Raw genomic sequence first — 14046 nt, forward strand, 5'->3', positions numbered from 1 at the left:
ACCCCCCGAAGGAGTCCACCATGAGGCGTGCCCTCGCAATCCTGGGCGTGCTCGCCCTCGCGACCACCGCGTGCAGCGGCAGCGGCGGCGGGAACGTCCCCGGCACCGGCGACGGCCCTGTCACCGTCCGCTGGTCCACCTGGGGATCGGCCGAGGACCTGAAGCTGTACGAGGCGTTCACCCAGGACTTCCAGAAGCGCCACCCGAACATCCGGCTCAAGCTGGAGTCGGTCGCCAAGTACGAGGACTACCACCCCAAGCTGCTCACCCAGCTCACCAGCAAGACCGCGCCCGACGTGTTCTTCGTCGGCGACGACAACGTCGGCAAGTTCGTCGCCGCGGGGGTGCTCTCCCCGCTCAACGACAAGCTCGCCGGGCCCTCCTCCAAGAGCCGCCCGGACGACTTCTTCGAAGGCGTGTACGGCGGCGCGAAGAAGGACGGCCAGATCTACGGCGTCCCCAACGACACCAACCCCGAGGTGCTCTGGTACGACAAGAAGGCGCTCAAGGACGCCGGCATCGCCGAGGACCCGGCCGCCCTGCACGAGGCCGGCCAGTGGACGATGGACACGTACCTGGCCATGAACGCCAAGCTCAAGGCCGCGGGGAAGGCCGGGTCCATCTTCTGGAACTGGTACGGATCCACGTACTCGATGATCAACGGCTTCGGCGGGAAGGTGTGGGACGGCGGTAAGTTCGTCGCCGCCACCGACGCCAAGTCCGTGGAGGCGCTGCGCACGCTGGCCAAGGGCTACCAGGACAAGACGTTCCTCAGCGCCGACCTGCTGCCCGCCAGCAACGGCGCGAGCACGCAGTTCCTCAAGCACAAGGTGGGCTTCTACGCCGGCGGCCGCTGGATGATCGACTCGCTGAAGAAGGGCGGCGAGCTGGCCGACTACGACATCGTGCCGTTCCCCTCGCCCGACGGCAAGCCGATGCCGGGCGCCGTCGCCGCCTCCTACCTGTCGATCAACAAGGAGACGAAGCTGCCGGAGGAGGCGTTCACGTTCCTGACGGAGTTCGTCAGCAAGGAGGGCCAGCTCATCCGGCTCAAGAGCGGCGGCGCGGTGCCGTCGATCAAGGGCGCCGAGCAGATCGTGCTGGCCGACGGCTACCCGGCGCACGCGCAGACGTTCCTCGACGTGCGTGACACCGGGTTCGCGAACTACCCCGAGGAGGTGGCCGTGCCCGGTCTCACCGCCGCGATCAACGAGCACCTGATGAAGGTGTGGACCGGCAAGGTGCCCTTCGACCAGGGCATGACCGAGCTGGGCTCGCTCGTCGAGAGCAAGCTGGGCTAGCCGTGGCGCTCGACACCGGGGCCCGGACCGGGCCCCGCACCGGGAGCGCCCGCCCTGGGGCTCGCGCCGGCCGGGTGCGCCACCGTGACGGCTGGTGGGCCGCGTTCTTCCTGGCGCCGCAGGTCAGCGCGCTGGTCGTGTTCCTGGTCGGGCCGCTGTGCTTCGCCGTGGTGCTGGCGTTCATGCACTGGGACGGGCTCGGCCAGAAGGAGTGGGCGGGCCTGGCCAACTTCGCCGCCGTGCTCACCGACCCGCAGTTCGGGCGCGCGGTGTGGAACACCGTCAAGCTCGCGCTGCTCACCGTGCCCGCCGGGCTCGCCCTGGCGCTGCTGATCGCCGTCGCGCTCAACAACGTCCGGGGCAGCGGCTTCTACCGGGTGCTGTACTTCCTGCCGGTGGTCACCAGCTCGGTCGCCGTCGCGCTGATGTGGCAGATCATCCTCGCGGGCGACGAGTTCGGCGTGCTCAACACGAGCCTGCAGCAGTGGTTCGGCATCACCGCCCCCGACTGGCTGGGCGACCCGGACTGGGTGATCGTCGCCATCGCGGCGGTGACGATCTGGTCGTCGCTCGGCCTCAACGTGGTGATCTTCCTGGCCGGGCTGCAGACGATCCCGCCGCAGATCGTCGAGGCCGCCCGCATGGACGGCGCCGGCCCCGTGCGGATCTTCCGCTCCGTCACGCTGCCGCTGCTCTCGCCGACGATCTTCTTCTCCACCGTGGTCGCCGTCATCAGCTCGTTCCAGGCGTTCGACCAGATCTACGTGCTGGTCAACCCCCAGGACAACGACGGCGCGCGGACCATCGTCTACCAGGTGTACGAGCTGGGCTTCCGCGACTTCCAGTTCGGGCTGAGCAGTGCCGCCGCGCTGATCCTGCTGGTGCTGACGCTGCTCGTGACCCTCGTCCAGTTCGCGGCGCAGAAGCGCCTCGTCCACTACGACTCGTGAGGGGGCCCGCATGCGACCCCGGCAGATAGCCCTGCACGCCGCGCTCGCCGTCGGCGGCCTGGCGATGCTGTTCCCGTTCGTCTGGATGCTGCTGACGTCGTTCAAGGGCGTCCGCCAGATGCTGAACGACCCGCTGGCCTGGCTGCCCGACCCGTGGCGCTGGGCCAACTATCCCGACGCGCTCGGCGCCATGCCGTTCGGCCTCGCGTACTGGAACAGCTTCTACATCGCCGCGATCAACGTCACGCTGACGCTGCTCACCTCCGCCATGGCCGCCTACGCCTTCGCCCGGATCCGCTTCCGCGGGTCCGAGGTGCTGTTCGTGGTGTTCCTGGCCACCCAGATGGTGCCCTCGCAGGTGACGGTCGTGCCGCTCTACCTGATGCTGGCCGAGCTGGGGTGGATCGACTCCCACCTGTCGCTCATCGTGCCCACCGTCGCGAACCCGTTCGCGGTCTTCCTGCTGCGCCAGTTCATCCGGGCCGTCCCGGTGGAGCTGGAGGAGGCCGCCAGGATCGACGGCGCCGGGCGCTGGCGGTGCTTCTGGAACGTGGTGCTGCCGAACATCCGGCCCGGCCTGGGCGCGCTCGGCATCATCGCCTTCCTGGCATCCTGGAACTCGTTCTTCTTCCCCCTGATCTTCCTGAACTCCCCCGAGCTGGCCACGGTGCCGCTGCTGCTGAGCCAGTTCTCCGGCCAGCGCATGGCCGTGGACTACGGGCTGATCCTGGCCGCCTCCGCGATCGCGGTGGTGCCCACGCTGATCGCCTTCCTGTTCGGGCAGCGCAGGATCATCAACTCGATGGCCGCGTCCGGGCTGGGAGGCCGCTGATGCTGGAGCTGATGCTGGATCTGCGCGAGCGCCCGTTCACCGACCGGGGCTCCCGGCTGCTCGTGATGGCGGCCGACGACGGCTCCCTGTGGATCGCCAGAGCGCTGTACGAGACGCGGCTCGCCGACGCGACCGTCCTGACGGGGCTGCGGGTCCTGTCGGGCGATCGGGAGCTTCCGGTACGGCGCGCGCTGCCGGACCGGGTGGAGTTCGCGGGCGGGGTGACGATGGCGTTCGCCGCGCCGGACACGCTCGTCCTCACCGGCCGCGACGCCCGCGCCGTCTGGGACGGCGGCGAGGCCCCCATCGACGGAGTCCTCCCCCTCACCACCCCCAACCCCAACCCGGACGGTTCCACCCCGGACAACCCCACCACAGACGGCCCCACCCCGAACGGCCCCACCCCGAACGGCCCCACCCCGGACGGTTCCTCCCCGGACGGGGCCTTCCCCGAGAGGCCGGGGTTGGATGGTGGGGCGGTGGTGGCGGCGGCCGGGGCGCGGTGGCGGGCGTGGTTCGACCGGATGCCCGCCGTGCCGCCCGGCCTGAGGGAACGGGCCGAGCAGGCGTGGTGGACGCTGGCGGTGAACCTGGTGCCGATCCGGGGCCGGGAATCCCTCATCCCCTCCAAGTACGGATATGTCGGCTTATGGAACTGGGATGCGTACTTCCACGCCATCGCCCTCCGCCACGCCGACCCCGCCCTGGCCAGGGAGCAGATCCGCATCCTGCTCGACAACCAGCGCCCCGACGGCCTGATCCCCGACGTGGTGCACGACCACGGCGTGCTGGCCGAGACCACCGACCTGCCCCGCTCCGACCTGGCCAGGCTCGCCCAGCACGTCGGCGGCCCGCCGGACCCCACGGTCGTCCCGGTCACCAAGCCGCCGCTCACCGCCTGGGCCGTGTGGAAGATCCACGAGGCCGACCCCGACCCCGCCTTCCTGGCAGAGGTGTTCGAGCCGCTCGCCCGCTCCCAGGAGTGGTGGTTCACCCGTTCGGACCCCGACGGCGACGGCCTGGCCGAGTACCTGCACCCGTACTCCTCCGGCCTCGACGACAGCCCGATCTGGGACCACGGCCCGCGCGCCGAGCCGCCGGACCTGAACTCCTACCTGGCGCTCCAGTACGACCGGCTCGGCGACATCGCCGCCGTGCTGGGCCGTGACCCGGGCCCGTGGCGGGAGAGGGCGCAGGCGCTGGTGGACCGCATGGTCGCGCGCCGGTGGAACGGCCGCCGCTTCGTCACCCGGGTGGGCGGGGGCGAGGTGGACGTGCGCACGCCGCTGGAGTTCATGCCGCTGCTCACCGGCAGGCTCCCCCGGCAGGTCGCGGACCGGCTGGTGGCGGACCTGACGTCGCCGTCGTTCTGGGGCGAGCGGCCGGTGCCGACCGTGGCGTTCGACGACCCGCGGTTCGACCCGGACGCGATGTGGCGCGGCCCGGTGTGGCTGAACGTCAACTACCTGCTCGTCGAGGGGCTGCGCCGCTCCGGCTACCCGGACACGGCCGCCGAGCTGCGGGAGCGGACGCTGGCGATGGTCCGCGACGGCGGCGGGCTGTACGAGTACTGGAACCCGCGCACCGGCCGCCGCGCGGGCCGGGCGACGAGCGGCTTCGGCTGGTCGGCCGCCCTGTTCCTGGATCTCGCGCACACCGGCTGACCTGATGTTTCCGCCCGTCCACCGGGGTACCGGACGGGTGAGGACCTGGGAGGCCGGATGCGCTCGTCGATCTCGCTGGGCCGCGTCGGCGGCGTCGCCGTCGGGCTGAACGTCAGCGTGCTGTTCATCGTCGCGATCCTGGTCGTGGGCCTGGCCTTCGGGAGCTTCCCCGCGCTGTTCCCGGGCCGAGCCACGGCGCTCTACCTGCTGGCGGCGCTGGCGGCGGCGGTGCTGTTCCTGGCGTCGCTGCTGGCGCACGAGCTCGCGCACGCGCTGGTGGCCCAGCGTCACGGCATCGAGGTGCCGAGGATCACGCTGTGGCTGCTCGGCGGCGTGGCCGAGCTGCGCGGCGAGCCCCGCACTCCGGGCGCCGACCTGAAGATCGCCGTGGTGGGGCCGCTGACCAGCCTGGCCTGCGGGATCGTGTGCGGCGCGGTGGCGATGCTGCTGTCCGGCGCGCCCCTGGCGGCGGGCGTCTTCCTCTACCTGGCCGGGCTGAACGTCCTCCTGGCCGTGTTCAACCTGATCCCGGCCGCGCCGCTGGACGGCGGCCGGGTGCTGCGCGCCGCGCTGTGGGCGCGCTCGGGCGACCGGACGCGCGCCGCGGTCACCGCCGCCCGCGCGGGCCGGGTGTTCGGGTACGCGCTCGTCGCGCTCGGGCTCTTCCAGGTCGTCACCGGCCTCGGCTTCCAGGGGCTGTGGCTGGCGCTGATCGGCCTGTTCCTGGTCAACGCCGCCGGCGCGGAGGAGCGGCAGACCCAGGTGTCCTCGGCGCTGGGCGGCGTCCGCGTCGGCGACGTGATGACCGGGCCGCCCGTGGTCGCCCGTCCTGACGAGACCGTCGCGGGGCTGATCGAGCGCCTGGTCATGACGAGCCGCCTGTCCACGTACCCGCTCACCGACGAGCGCGGCGCCTTCCTCGGCCTGGTGACGCTCAACCGCATCCGGGACGTGCCGCCCGCCGCGCGGGAGACGACCCGGCTGAGCGACATCGCCTGTCCCGCCGGGGACGTGCCGAGCGCCCGCCCGGACGAGCCGCTGACCGGCCTGCTGTCGCGGATGGACGGCTGCGCCGACGGGCGGGCCGTGGTGCTGGACCCGTCGGGCCGGCTGATCGGCCTGCTCACGCCGACCGACATCAGCCGCGCCATCCAGACCGCCGGCCTTCGTCCCGGGCCCTGACGGCGCTCCCGGGCGGTGACGCCCCCGTACGGCGAGGTCCCCGCGGCGGAGTGACTGCGCCCGCCGTCCTCTACAGGCTGTAGAGTGAGCGCGAAAATCGGATGAAAGTGGTGGGGGCGTGCTGCGCTGGTTCCGGATCGTGGCGGTGGCCGAGGCGTGCTCGTGGGCCGGGCTGCTCGTCGGGATGTTCTTCAAGTACGTGACCGAGACCGGCGAGCTCGGCGTGAAGGTGTTCGGGCCGATCCACGGCGCGCTGTTCGTGCTGTACGGGCTCGGCGTGATCCTGTCGGCGCGGGAGGCGGGCTGGAGCCGGGGCACGGTCGTGCTCGGCCTGGCGTGCGCGGTGCCCCCGTTCACCTCGATCTGGTTCGAGCGGCGGATGGCGGCGCGCACGGAGGCCCGCCAGCTCGCCTGAGCGTTAACCGCGCTCTTACCCCCGATCTGCGGGAATGCCACCATGCGAATTCTGGTGGCCGAGGACGAGCGGGTCCTGGCGGATCTCGTGGCCGAGGGGCTGCGCGGCCGGGCGATGACGGTCGACGTCGCCTACGACGGCGCGGACGCGCTGGAGCGGCTCGCGGCCGGCGCCTACGACGTGCTGGTCCTGGACCGCGACCTGCCCCGGCGGCACGGTGACGACATCTGCCAGGAGCTGGCCCAGCGCGGCGACCCGGTGCGCATCCTGATGCTGACCGCCTCGGGCACGGTGCACGACCGCGTCGCCGGCCTGAACCTGGGCGCCGACGACTACCTGCCCAAGCCGTTCGCCTTCGACGAGCTGGCGGCCCGGGTCGGCGCGCTCGCCCGGCGGTCCGGGCCGCCGCTGCCGCCGGTGCTGGAGCACGCCGGCATCACCCTGGACACCGGCGCCCGCGAGGCGTTCCGCGACGGCCGCCCGCTGGCGCTGTCGCGCAAGGAGTACGGGGTGCTGGAGGTGCTGATGCGGGCGCGCGGCACCGCCGTCAGCGCCGAGGAGCTGCTGGAACGCGCCTGGGACGAGCAGACGGACCCGTTCACCACGGTCGTGAAGGTGACGGTGAGCAAGCTGCGCGCCAAGCTGGGCCTGCCACCGGTCATCGTCACCGTGCCGGGCGCCGGGTACCGCTTGTGAGACCGCGGCGGATCCGGCCGCTGGGCCGCCTCTCGGTGCGGGCCCGGATGACGCTGCTGTACGGCGGGATCTTCACGGTCATCACGCTGGGGGCGCTGGTGGTGGCGCAGCGGCTCCAGGGGGACGCCGTCGGCAGGAACCTCCAGGACGTGGCGGTCCGGCGGAAGGCCGAAGGGCCGTGCGAGCCGGGCGCCCCCTGCCTGCTCCCGCCCGGGGTGGAGACGTTCGTCCGGGCGGACGAGCTCGAACAGGAGCTGGTGGACTCCCAGCGGGTCATCACGCTCGTCACGTTCGTGGCGATCGCGGTGCTGGCGTTCGCGGTGTGCTGGTGGCTCACCGGGCGGCTGCTGCGCCCGCTGCACCGCATCACCGCCACCGCCCGCAGGCTGTCGCTGTCGACGCTGCACGAGCGCATCGCGCTGACCGGGCCGCAGGACGAGCTCAAGGAGCTGGCCGACACCTTCGACGCCATGCTCGACCGGCTGGAGCGCGCGGTGGCCGGTCAGCGCCGGTTCGTCGCCAACGCCTCGCACGAGCTGCGCACGCCGCTCGCCATCCAGCGCACCGCCGTCGAGGTCGGCCTGGCCGACCCCTCGCCGGAACGGCTGGCCTGGATCCGGGCCGAGCTGCTGCGCAACACCGAGCGGTCCGAGCGGCTCATCGACGGCCTGCTCGTGCTGGCCCAGGGCGAGCGCGGCCTCGACGCGCCCGCGCCGGTGGACCTGGCGGCCGTGGTCGAGCAGGTCGTCGCGGAGCAGTCGCCGGCGGCGCGGGACAAGGACGTCACGGTCGCCGTCTCCGTCACCGGTGGCCCGGTCGTCGTGGCGGGCGACGAGGTGATGCTCACCCGGCTGGTGGCCAACCTGGTGGAGAACGCCGTCCGGCACAACCATCGGGGCGGGCGCGTCCTGGTCGAGCTGTCCCCGGCCGCCGGGCTGGTCGTCGGCAACACCGGCCCGCTCGTCCCGCCGGGCAGGGCCGGCGAGCTGTTCGAGCCGTTCCGCAGGCTCGACCCGGACCGGACCGGCTCGGCGGGCGGCGCGGGGCTCGGGCTGTCGATCGTCGCCGCCATCACCGCCGCCCACGGCGGGCGCGTGGAGGCCGTCCCGAACCCGGACGGCGGCCTCCGCGTCACCGTGGCCCTCCCCCCGTCCACCTGATCGGACGCGGTCCGGGAATGACCGGCGAGCCGCCGCCGTTGTACAGAACAGCCGGGTCAGTTCCGTGTATGTGGTTTGCCCCGCACGCCTTCGGGCGGGCGGCTGTTTCTTCTTGAGAGATGGTGCGGTCGCAGCAAAGACAACCCCGGCCGGCGATCCGCGATCCCGCGGGTCACCCATCTCTGACGAGGAGACATCGCAATGGCACAGGGCACTGTGAAGTGGTTCAACGCTGACAAGGGCTTCGGCTTCATCGCCGTCGACGGCGGCGGCGCGGACGTGTTCGTCCACTTCTCCGAGATCCAGTCGGGCGGCTTCCGCAGCCTGGAGGAGAACCAGCGCGTCGAGTTCGACATCAACCAGGGCGCCAAGGGCCCCCAGGCCGTCGGCGTGACCGTTCTCTGATCCGCAGAGCGTGAAGACAGCCCCTCGTCCTCCGGGACGGGGGGCTGTCGCCGTCTCTACCGGGCGGCGCTGACGCCGAAGGCCGTCCAGCCCAGGTCGGGGAACCCGGCCGCGGCGGCGACCGCCGCGGAGGCCAGGTTGCCGGGCGCGTGCATGTACGTGGGCACGGCCCCCTCGTCGAGCACCCGGCGCGCCGCCTGGGCGACGAGCCGCCGGGCGAGCCCGCGCCCCTGCGCCCGGGGCTCGGTCACCACGGCCAGCTCGCGCCCGTGGTGGTCGTGCCGTTTGACGCCCACGCCGGCCAGGTGCGCGCCCGTGCGCGGGTCGCGCGCCACCAGCACCTCGCCGCCGAAGGGCCGCAGCCACTCGGGCACCTCCGGATCGGTGGCGGGCACCCACACCCCGGCGTCGGGCAGCGGCGCGGGCCGGGCCGTCCAGCGGTAGACGGCGGTGAACCAGGCGCGGGCGGGCGGCCCGAGCAGCGCGGGGACCCGCGGCCCGAAGCCGCCGGGGTCGTCGTCGTGCAGCTTCGCGACCTCCTCGGCGTGCTCGGGCAGCACCGAGAGCACGCCCCCGCCGGGACCGCCGACCCCGAGCACGGGATGGATCGCGCCGTCCCACGCGGGCAGCGCGCGCCCGGGATGGGCGACGACGTCCAGCGGCCCGCCGGGCGGCCAGGCTCCGAGCCACCGGGTCAGATGCTCGTGCAGCCTTCGCTCAGGAGTCATGCCCAGATCCTATACCCTCCGGGGGTACCGAGAGCGCACGCTCCCACAGCATCACCACCGCCCTGACGTGGCCGGGGCCGTCCGGCGGGTCGAGCAGCGCGCCGTGCAACTGGGCCTCGATGCCCTGGACGGCCAGCAGCGCGTTCAGCTCGGGATCGGGGCCACCGGCTCCGAGGCGGCGCAGCTCGGCCGCCAGCGCGCGGGCGATCCGGCGCTCGGCGTCCCGGAAGCGGGCGACCAGGCCGGGGGTGCGGGGGACGTGGTCGTACAGCAGCCGGTGCAAATCCGGCCGGTCGGTGTGCAGCGCGGCCACGCCCTCCACCAGGTCGGTGAGCAGGGCCGACAGGGACGGCCGCCGCCCGGCCGCGCCGGCGAAGACCTGCGCGACCCGGTCGGCGCTCTCGGCGAGGTAGTGCTCGGCCAGCGCCACCAGCAGCGCGTCCTTGTTCGGGAAGTACTGGTACAGCGACCCGATGGACACCCCGGCGCGTTCGGCGATCTTGTTCGTGGTGGCGCCGGCGTAGCCGTGCCTCTGGAAAAGCTGAGCCGCCGCCTCCAGGATCGCCGCGACCGTCTCCCTGGAGCGCTGCTGGCGTGGCTGTTTACGGGGTGTGAGCACGACCCTCCTATGCGAGTACCGAAAACTGAGAATAGCTCGCATTATTGAAGGCGTTTCGCTCTCCCCTCGTGAACGGAGCCCTCTGTGCTGCCCGAACTCCTCGCCTACGGCGCCCGGGTGCTGCCCGGCCTGCTCCTGATCGGCGGCTGTTACGCGCTGGCGCGCGGTGAGCGCGACCCGCTCGCGCGCGTCATGGCGCTCGTGCTCGCCTTCATCTTGATCAGGGACGCGATGACCCCGCTCGGGTTCTGGCGGATCGGCACGGCGGGGGCGGTCCCGTGGCTGCGCTTCACCGACCAGGCGGGCGTCCTGGTGGTGTTCGGGCTGGGCACGGTGGCGGCGACGGTCGCGGTGCTGCGGCTGGACGCCGGGCTGCGGTCGCTGGTGCGCTGGGGGCGCTTCGGCCCCGGCACGGTCGTGTGGGGCGCGGGCGGCGGCGCGCTGGCCGCCGCGCCGGTGCTGCTGCTGTCGCTGACCACACCCCTGGACGGGCGCGGCGGCGCGGTCGCGGTCGCGCTGCTGCCGGTGCTGCTGCTGTTCAGCCTGGCGGGCAACCTCGCCGAGGAGGTGCTGTTCCGCGGCTTCCTCCAGGGACGGCTCGAACAGCGCCTGGACGCCACCCGCGCCGCCCTGCTGTCGGCGCTGCTGTTCGCCGCCTGCCACGCCTTCCTCGCCTCGACGGTCACCGACGCCGGCTGGCCGCTGCTGGCCTTCACCCTGTACGAAGGGCTGATCTGCGCGTTCCTGCGCGTGCGCCACGGGGTCACCACCGCCGCGCTCGCCCACGGGATCGCGATCTTCCTGCTGGCCGCCGGGCTGGTGTGATCGGTCAGTCCGGCTCGGTCGCGGCCAGGAGCCGGGCGGCGAAGGCACGGCAGCCCGCGGTGAACTCCGGGCCCGCGGTGATCCGGAAGTCGGCGTCCAGGAAGGCGAGGTTGAGGATCAGCCACTGCCAGGAGTCCAGCGCGAGGCTGACGCCGGTCCGCCCGTCGTCCAGCGCGCGGACCTCGGCGTCCTGGAACTTCAGCGCGTCGAGCACCGCGGCGGCCGGGGCGTCCACCAGGACGCTGACGTCCTGCTTGTCCCGGTTGATCCCCTGCCGCAGGTAGTCGGTGGCCGACTCGGCGGGCAGCGGGCGCGGCTCGTAGCGGTCGCCGGTGCCGGTCGCGCCGGTGACGCGGTCGAGGCGGAACACCCGCCAGTCGCCGCGCCCGAGATCCCAGCCGAGCACGTACCAGCGCAGCAGGTGGTGGATCTGCCGGTACGGCTCCACCCGCCGCTCGCTCCGGCCGCCGCGCGCGTCCGTGTAGGCGAACGACAGGACCTCGCGGCGCGCGATCGCGTCGGCGACCAGCGCGAGCTGCTGGGCGGGCACGCTCGGCGCGCGTTGCGGGCTCGTCTCCAGGCTGGCCCGCACCGCCGCGACGCGCGGGCGCAGCCGGGCGGGCAGGAACTGGTCCAGCTTGCCGTACGCGCGGGTCGCGGCGTCGTCGATCCCGCCCTCGGCCGCCGCCCCGACGGCGGCGAGCGAGGCGAGCGCCAGCAGCGTGGCCACCGCCTCGTCGTCGTCGAGGACGAGCGGCGGCATCGTGCGCCCGGCCGCGAGCCGGTAGTAGCCGCCGGGCCCTGGCTGGGTCTCGACGGGGTAGCCGTAGCCGCGCAGCCGGTCGACGTCGCGGCGCAGCGTGCGCGGGCTGACGCCGAGCCGCCGGGCCAGCTCCTCCCCGCCGAACGGCCGCCCGGTCTGCAGCGTCGACAGCAGGGCCAGCATGCGCTCGGTGACGTCCGCCATGCCTCGATCCTGCCATCGGACGCGGTCAGAATCCGGCCACATCTGCTCGTAGCGTGACGGCATGACAGCGCGCACCATCACCCTTCGCGGAGCCCGGACGAACAACCTGGCCGGCCTGGACGTCGACATCCCGCGCAACCGGCTGGTCGTGTTCGCGGGCGTGTCCGGCTCGGGCAAGTCGTCGCTGGTGTTCGACACGATCGCCGCCGAGGCGGGCCACCAGCTCAACGAGACGTTCCCGCCGTTCGCCCGCAACCGGCTGCCGAAGTGGACGCGCCCCGACGTCGAGCACATCGGCGGCCTGACCCCCGTGGTCGTCATCGACCAGCGGCGCATCGGCGGCAACGCCCGCTCGACGGTCGGCACGATCACGGACGCGTGGACGTACCTGCGGCTGCTGTTCTCCCGCCTCAGCAGCCCGTACGTGGGCGAGTCGAACCGGTTCTCCTTCAACGAGCCCGCCGGCATGTGCCCCACCTGCTCCGGGCTCGGCGAGGTGGTGGTCAGCGCGGTCGACCGCTTCCTCGACCTGGACAAGTCCCTGGCCGAGGGCGCGATCCTGCTGCCCGGCTTCGGCAACGGCGGCTACTGGTACTCCCGGTACGCCGACATCGGCGCCTTCGACGCCCACACCCCGCTCCGCGACTGGACCCCGGCCGAACGTGAGGCGCTGCTGTACGGCGGCGAGGCCGCGGCCTCGCTCGGCAGCAGGCCGCCCCGGGACTACGAGGGCGTCGTCGAGCGGTTCGAACGCATCTACCTGCACACCTCCGACAACCTGTCCGAGCGCAAGCAGGAGGCCATCCGGCGCTTCACCCGCGCCGGGACCTGCCCCGAGTGCGGCGGCGACCGGCTCGCCAAGGCCGCCAGGACGGCCACCGTGCTCGGCCGCACGATCGGCGAGCTGTCCCGCATGGAGATCACCGAGCTCGCCGCCCTGGTCCGCACCATCGACTCCCCCGGCGTCGCGCCCGTCGTCGCCGCCCTGGTGGAACGGCTGGAGGCGATGGTCACGATCGGGCTCGGCTACCTCACGCTCGGCCGGGCGACCACGACGCTGTCCGGCGGCGAGTCGCAGCGGATCAAGATGGTCAAGCACCTGGGCTCCAGCCTCGCCGAGATGACGTACGTGGTCGACGAGCCGACCGTGGGCCTGCACCCGACCGACGTGGAGTCCATGATCGAGCTGCTGGAGCGGCTGCGCGACACGGGCAACACCGTGCTCGTCGTCGAGCACGACCCCGCCGTCATGGCGCACGCCGACCAGGTCGTCGAGATCGGGCCCGGCGCCGGCGCGGGCGGCGGGCGGCTCGTCTTCCAGGGGCCGTTCGACCGGCTGCGGGAGGCGGACACGCCAACCGGCCGCGCCCTGGCCCGGCGGCTGCCGGTCAACACCGCCCCGCGGCAGGCGACAGGCCACCTCACGGTGGCGGGCGCCTCCCGCAACAACCTGCGCGACCTCACCGTACGGATCCCCACAGGCGTGCTGACCGTGTTCACCGGGGTCGCCGGGTCCGGCAAGTCCAGCCTGGCCCACGAGCTGGTCGCCCAGCACGACGCCACGGTGATCGACCAGCGGCCGGTCAGCGCGAACCGCCGCTCGACCCCGATCACCTACACCGGGATCGCCCCGGCGATCCGCAGGCTGTTCGCCCGGCGCAACGGCGTCTCGGCCGCGCTGTTCAGCGCCAACTCCGAGGGTGCCTGCCCGGCGTGCAAGGGGCTCGGCGTGATCTACACCGACCTGGCGTTCATGGACGGCCAGGAGGTCCGGTGCGAGACCTGCGAGGGCCGCCGGTTCACCCCGGAGGTCCTGGCCCACACCGTGGACGGGCTGTCGATCGCCGACGTCGACGACCTCACCATCGCCGAGGCCGTCGACCGGCTGCCCGACCGGGCCATCGCGGACGCGCTGCGCCAGCTCTCCGCCGTCGGCCTCGGCTACCTGCGCCTGGGGCAGTCGCTGAGCACGCTGTCAGGCGGGGAGTGCCAGCGCGTCAAGATCGCCAAGGAGCTCCGGGAGTCGGCGCGGCCCACCGTGTACGTGCTCGACGAGCCGACGACCGGCCTGCACCCGAGCGACGTCGGCACGCTCCTGCGCGTCCTCGGCGACCTCGTCGCGCAGGGGCACACCGTGATCGTCATCGAGCACAACCTGGACGTCGTCCGGCAGGCCGACTGGCTCGTGGACCTCGGGCCGGGGCCGGGCCGGCACGGCGGGAGCGTGCTGTACGAGGGCCCCGTCGCCGGCTGCACCGACCGCTCGACCCCCACCGGCCGCGCCCTCGCCGGGTGACCGCGC

The 14046-nt window shown here is 73.1% G+C and carries 14 protein-coding genes; 11 read left to right on the forward strand and 3 right to left on the reverse strand.

Annotation, left to right across the window (positions count from 1 at the left end; genetic code table 11):
• Window positions 1-20 precede the first annotated feature (20 nt).
• The 9 genes from ACBI99_RS07035 (at window position 21) to ACBI99_RS07075 (ending at window position 8605) form a co-directional block, all read left to right on the forward strand.
• Complete coding sequence (locus ACBI99_RS07035; RefSeq protein ID WP_375071921.1) at window positions 21-1301, forward strand: ABC transporter substrate-binding protein; 1281 nt, start codon at window positions 21-23, stop codon at window positions 1299-1301.
• Between the two features lie 2 nt (window positions 1302-1303).
• Entirely contained in the window at window positions 1304-2251 is a 948-nt protein-coding gene (locus tag ACBI99_RS07040; RefSeq protein WP_375071922.1) for a carbohydrate ABC transporter permease, read from the forward strand.
• A gap of 10 nt (window positions 2252-2261) precedes the next feature.
• Entirely contained in the window at window positions 2262-3083 is an 822-nt protein-coding gene (locus ACBI99_RS07045) for a carbohydrate ABC transporter permease (RefSeq protein ID WP_357592334.1), read from the forward strand.
• Window positions 3083-4747, forward strand: a complete 1665-nt coding sequence (locus ACBI99_RS07050; RefSeq protein ID WP_375071923.1) for an amylo-alpha-1,6-glucosidase — start codon at window positions 3083-3085, stop codon at window positions 4745-4747. The genes ACBI99_RS07045 and ACBI99_RS07050 overlap by 1 nt, the downstream gene beginning before the upstream one ends.
• Window positions 4748-4804: 57 nt before the next feature.
• Window positions 4805-5929 (forward strand): site-2 protease family protein, encoded by a 1125-nt coding sequence (locus tag ACBI99_RS07055; protein ID WP_375071924.1) that lies wholly within the window; start codon window positions 4805-4807, stop codon window positions 5927-5929.
• 118 nt (window positions 5930-6047) lie between these two features.
• On the forward strand, window positions 6048-6344 hold the full coding sequence (locus ACBI99_RS07060; protein WP_357592338.1) for a DUF3817 domain-containing protein: 297 nt from the start codon (window positions 6048-6050) through the stop codon (window positions 6342-6344).
• A gap of 42 nt (window positions 6345-6386) precedes the next feature.
• Window positions 6387-7040: a response regulator transcription factor gene (locus ACBI99_RS07065; RefSeq protein WP_219510678.1), complete on the forward strand. Its 654-nt coding sequence runs from the start codon at window positions 6387-6389 to the stop codon at window positions 7038-7040.
• Window positions 7037-8200: a sensor histidine kinase gene (locus tag ACBI99_RS07070; protein WP_375071925.1), complete on the forward strand. Its 1164-nt coding sequence runs from the start codon at window positions 7037-7039 to the stop codon at window positions 8198-8200. The genes ACBI99_RS07065 and ACBI99_RS07070 overlap by 4 nt, the downstream gene beginning before the upstream one ends.
• 201 nt (window positions 8201-8401) lie before the next feature.
• Window positions 8402-8605 (forward strand): cold-shock protein, encoded by a 204-nt coding sequence (locus ACBI99_RS07075; RefSeq protein ID WP_219510677.1) that lies wholly within the window; start codon window positions 8402-8404, stop codon window positions 8603-8605.
• 56 nt (window positions 8606-8661) lie between these two features.
• Here the strand turns inward: ACBI99_RS07075 and ACBI99_RS07080 are convergent, their stop codons facing one another.
• Window positions 8662-9333 carry a GNAT family N-acetyltransferase gene (locus ACBI99_RS07080; RefSeq protein ID WP_375071926.1) on the reverse strand — a complete coding sequence of 224 codons (672 nt, stop codon included), beginning with the start codon at window positions 9331-9333 and terminating at the stop codon, window positions 8662-8664.
• On the reverse strand, window positions 9323-9952 hold the full coding sequence (locus ACBI99_RS07085; RefSeq protein ID WP_375071927.1) for a TetR/AcrR family transcriptional regulator: 630 nt from the start codon (window positions 9950-9952) through the stop codon (window positions 9323-9325). The genes ACBI99_RS07080 and ACBI99_RS07085 overlap by 11 nt, the downstream gene beginning before the upstream one ends.
• A gap of 84 nt (window positions 9953-10036) precedes the next feature.
• Between ACBI99_RS07085 and ACBI99_RS07090 the strand changes: the two genes are divergently transcribed.
• Window positions 10037-10777, forward strand: a complete 741-nt coding sequence (locus tag ACBI99_RS07090; RefSeq protein WP_375071928.1) for a type II CAAX prenyl endopeptidase Rce1 family protein — start codon at window positions 10037-10039, stop codon at window positions 10775-10777.
• 4 nt (window positions 10778-10781) lie between these two features.
• Here the strand turns inward: ACBI99_RS07090 and ACBI99_RS07095 are convergent, their stop codons facing one another.
• The gene (locus ACBI99_RS07095) at window positions 10782-11744 is read right to left on the reverse strand and encodes a YafY family protein (RefSeq protein WP_219510674.1); all 963 of its coding nucleotides are present in this window, start codon (window positions 11742-11744) and stop codon (window positions 10782-10784) included.
• 61 nt (window positions 11745-11805) lie between these two features.
• Here ACBI99_RS07095 and ACBI99_RS07100 point away from each other — a divergent pair, with 61 nt between their 5' ends.
• Window positions 11806-14040: an ATP-binding cassette domain-containing protein gene (locus ACBI99_RS07100; RefSeq protein ID WP_375071929.1), complete on the forward strand. Its 2235-nt coding sequence runs from the start codon at window positions 11806-11808 to the stop codon at window positions 14038-14040.
• The last annotated feature ends 6 nt before the right edge of the window (window positions 14041-14046 follow it).

The organism is Nonomuraea sp. ATR24, assembly GCF_041950485.1.
Taxonomy (GTDB): Bacteria; Actinomycetota; Actinomycetes; order Streptosporangiales; family Streptosporangiaceae; genus Nonomuraea; species Nonomuraea ceibae.

Excerpts from the sequence above, each read along its gene's own strand:
- ACBI99_RS07035 (WP_375071921.1), top strand. The coding sequence starts at position 21 with ATGAGGCGTGCCCTCGCAATCCTGGGCGTGCTCGCCCTCGCGACCACC.
- ACBI99_RS07050 (WP_375071923.1), top strand. The coding sequence starts at position 3,083 with ATGCTGGAGCTGATGCTGGATCTGCGCGAGCGCCCGTTCACCGACCGG.
- ACBI99_RS07045 (WP_357592334.1), top strand. The coding sequence starts at position 2,262 with ATGCGACCCCGGCAGATAGCCCTGCACGCCGCGCTCGCCGTCGGCGGC.
- ACBI99_RS07100 (WP_375071929.1), top strand. The coding sequence starts at position 11,806 with ATGACAGCGCGCACCATCACCCTTCGCGGAGCCCGGACGAACAACCTG.
- ACBI99_RS07055 (WP_375071924.1), top strand. The coding sequence starts at position 4,805 with ATGCGCTCGTCGATCTCGCTGGGCCGCGTCGGCGGCGTCGCCGTCGGG.
- ACBI99_RS07075 (WP_219510677.1), top strand. The coding sequence starts at position 8,402 with ATGGCACAGGGCACTGTGAAGTGGTTCAACGCTGACAAGGGCTTCGGC.
- ACBI99_RS07065 (WP_219510678.1), top strand. The coding sequence starts at position 6,387 with ATGCGAATTCTGGTGGCCGAGGACGAGCGGGTCCTGGCGGATCTCGTG.
- ACBI99_RS07095 (WP_219510674.1), bottom strand. The coding sequence starts at position 11,744 with ATGGCGGACGTCACCGAGCGCATGCTGGCCCTGCTGTCGACGCTGCAG.
- ACBI99_RS07080 (WP_375071926.1), bottom strand. The coding sequence starts at position 9,333 with ATGACTCCTGAGCGAAGGCTGCACGAGCATCTGACCCGGTGGCTCGGA.